Source organism: Pseudomonas sp. 05N434, from assembly GCF_056396965.1.
The window spans coordinates 1-3,094 of the sequence record NZ_JBFTMK010000579.1; the positions used below are offsets into that span (position 1 = coordinate 1).

Genomic DNA, 3,094 nt, shown 5'->3' on the forward strand with positions numbered 1-3,094 from the left:
GTCATGACTCGGTTGCCTCTCTTCGATGCAGCTATCTCGCTCTTCCTCTTAACGTACCAGGATGATTGGCCTTGTCGGCAATATCCTGAAGGCTGGCTTGAGCAGGCGAATGCGCTAAGTAGTCAGTTCGATGCCACCGGTAGCAATGACATCCTCAACGTTGAACCTTTCAGGGGGCGGGTAGGGGAGTTGTACGCGTTGCTAAGGCTCTGCTCCCGTGACCCAACCTCGCTGACAGGGCGTCAAGTCGGACGTATTCGGCGGATCGTCAATGATTTCGTGTGCAAACATGGTCATCCCGAATCCGAAGATCATCTACAGAGCCGAGCCATACAGCGCCGTCAGGTGGCCGCGCCCGAGCATTATCTGATCGCCAAGGCGGTTTCTCAGCGTCTGACCAGCTATACGAGCTCGGAAGGCATCTCTGATTTTTCGTCCCTGTTGGAACCAATTACCAGTGAGGAGGCGAAGGCATATTCGCTGAAAACAGGTGTCGCCATTCCTCCCGCAGTTCGCCGACGCCTCGAGCGCTGTCGAAAGGGAACCATCAGTCAGTTGATTGACAAGGGATTGATCACATCTGGGGATACCGTGGCGCGAGTACTGCCAGCGATGACGGCCGAAATCTGCAGTGCTGGATTTCGCGATGCGACACTGCGCACATTGTCTATCGCAACGTATCGTGCTTTTCAGCGACGCCGTTCATTGCTGCTGCTCAACCTACAGAGCCAAATCAAAATCAGTGAGTTGCCTTGGGTGGCGGCCGTTGAAGGTGAACGAGAGGCACACACTGTCGCCGTTGAGGGAGCCAGACAAGCCTTGATCGAATCCTCGGCAACAACCCTCGCTGCTTTCCCTCAGGCAATCCTTCCGAACAAGCTACTTCAGGAGTTTGGTTCGCTTGCTGTCACGGCGAAGCTGGATCTTCCTTTTGTGGAGGAGGTCGCGGCGGACATTTTCATGGGAACCTTTTCGAATAAATTCGTGGAAGCAGCCAGGCGAGCGGCCTCGTTGATAGATGGCACCCTTTACGCTCATTATTACGACATCGACACGAACCAACTGGCGATCCTTCCCGATAAGCCGAAATCAAAGAGCAGAAACTATTTCCAGCGTGACTTGGATACCAGTGATGCATTGGCGAACCTGTGCGCGGAGCGGGCTAATGCACCCTTGGGGGCATGGCATTCAGCAACCAACGGAAGGATCATCGAGCAACAACAGATTTTGACGACGCAAAACCTTTCGCTTCTATTTGGTGATCTCGGTTTGAAAGCGCTGCTACATCATCGCTTGGGTTCACTTGCTCAGGAGTGCTTCCAATGGATATGCATGCGGCAGCAGATGAAAATCAAGCTCTATCACTCAAGCTTGGTGATGCTCAAAAATACCGCTTATGCCTGGCGCCAGATGGTGTTTTATTTATCCTTGCAGGATGACGCCGAGAGGCGTTGCGCAATCGATAGCATCGAAGCTCATTTCGCGGCTCAACCCATTGCATTCCGGGAGAGATTTCTACCGGCAATTATGGGGTTGCGTGTGGCAGCTTCCGGGCTCACGTTGACCCTGAACCGCCAGAAAAGTGRGGGGGCTCAGGTTTTTCTCGGATGGACCACCGAACGACATTGGTTGTTACCGCCACAAACGAACATCAATTAAACGTTCCGCTGTATCGGTGAAGCGTGCTTGAGCGCCTCAAAAAGTGATGTTTGCATATCCAGCTGGAGTTCTTGTACAGACGGGGCAAAACTTTCAACGAGAAGAGCCTGGACGTCTGCAAAATCGGAAAGTGGTGGAGTTTGACCTCAAGCATATAAAGTTCCTCACAGACACATCATTGAACTTATGGGCGATGTCATATGTTCATAAGTCATTCGGAACCGCACGCTGCTGTAGTCTTATGGTTAATGCCGTTGGAGAATGTTCATAGGTCTATGTTCATGGAAAAAGGCCGGCGACTTCAAGTGCGGCATATTTGGGCAAGTTTCTCCAGGCTTTCCGACCTTCTTGGCTCTAGCGGCTTGCGCGAGCTGTCCTTTGAGCAGTTGAGTTTGGCGGATTGAATTACTCCATCGACATTTTAAAAAAGAAGCGGCACAAAAAATCGGACGGAGGGCGGTGATGGGCAAAAAGATCGACATGAACAAACTCGCGGGTATCGAATATCATGGTACGCCCGGAGTTACCCAGCGATGCGTTGACGCACTAAAAAGCGTTCTGGGGGCGGGCGAACATGTACAAGCGGCTTGGATTTTGTCGTGGTTCGACGGAAAAATAGGCGAGCACAGTATCCTGCTGACCGTCTCTCCCTATCTGCAAATATTGATCAAGCCTGGATTCAGATCGGGATATTCAGGAACTGGCCCGACAGGACTTTCTACTGCCATTGAGTTGCTTCAGCTGTTTAAGGTGGATATTGAGGAATACGATGTTGATGAGGAATTTCATCGTCGTTGCGAAGCTGGTTGCCTCCTCTCATCTGATCTGAAAAACCTGACTCAATCCAGGCCCGTCCGACCTTCCCGATATTATGAATACATTGAGCGCCCGTCCTATCGCGCCAGAGCTGATGTCCTCCACCTGCTTGAAGAGTTTCCAGCTGTATTGAATCTGGGTCTGCTCGACGAACGACTAATCGATCTATCGATTGGATTTCTCGACAATCCGGACTTCGCCATCACGACTGCTTTCCGAAGATTGGAAGATATCGTTCGAACCCGGATCGGGGTCTACGATAAGAGCAGCAACCAGCTTTTCACGCACGCATTCGAAGGGAATCGATCGTTGCTGCATTGGGATGACCAGGACGCAGGGGAGCAGGCGGGTAAATCCAATTTGTTCAAGTCCGTGACGATGGCTTATCGCAATCCACGCGCTCACCGAGAGGTTGTAATGAGCAGTCGTGAGGCGGTTCGCGAGTTCATGCTCGTCAACCAGTTGTACCTCCTCGAAGCCACTGCGGTACCGCGTTTGATCTAATTCATCGTTTTTTTGCGAGCAAAACTGTCAGAATTTTTTGCAGACACAGGATGCTGATGTACGTGGGGATGACCCGGCCGACTCACATGTTGTGTCTGGCCATACCGAGCTCCTC

General features: G+C 51.7%; 2 protein-coding genes. Both read left to right on the forward strand.

The window, feature by feature from the left end:
* A partial coding sequence (locus AC1DLB_RS26160) for a hypothetical protein (RefSeq protein ID WP_477785926.1) occupies positions 1–1,659 on the forward strand: 1,659 nt, incomplete at its 5' end.
* Between the two features lie 462 nt (positions 1,660–2,121).
* Positions 2,122–2,979, forward strand: a complete 858-nt coding sequence (locus AC1DLB_RS26165; RefSeq protein ID WP_064617902.1) for a TIGR02391 family protein — start codon at positions 2,122–2,124, stop codon at positions 2,977–2,979.
* Positions 2,980–3,094: the final 115 nt, after the last annotated feature.

Excerpts from the sequence above, each read along its gene's own strand:
- AC1DLB_RS26165 (WP_064617902.1), top strand. The coding sequence starts at position 2,122 with ATGGGCAAAAAGATCGACATGAACAAACTCGCGGGTATCGAATATCAT.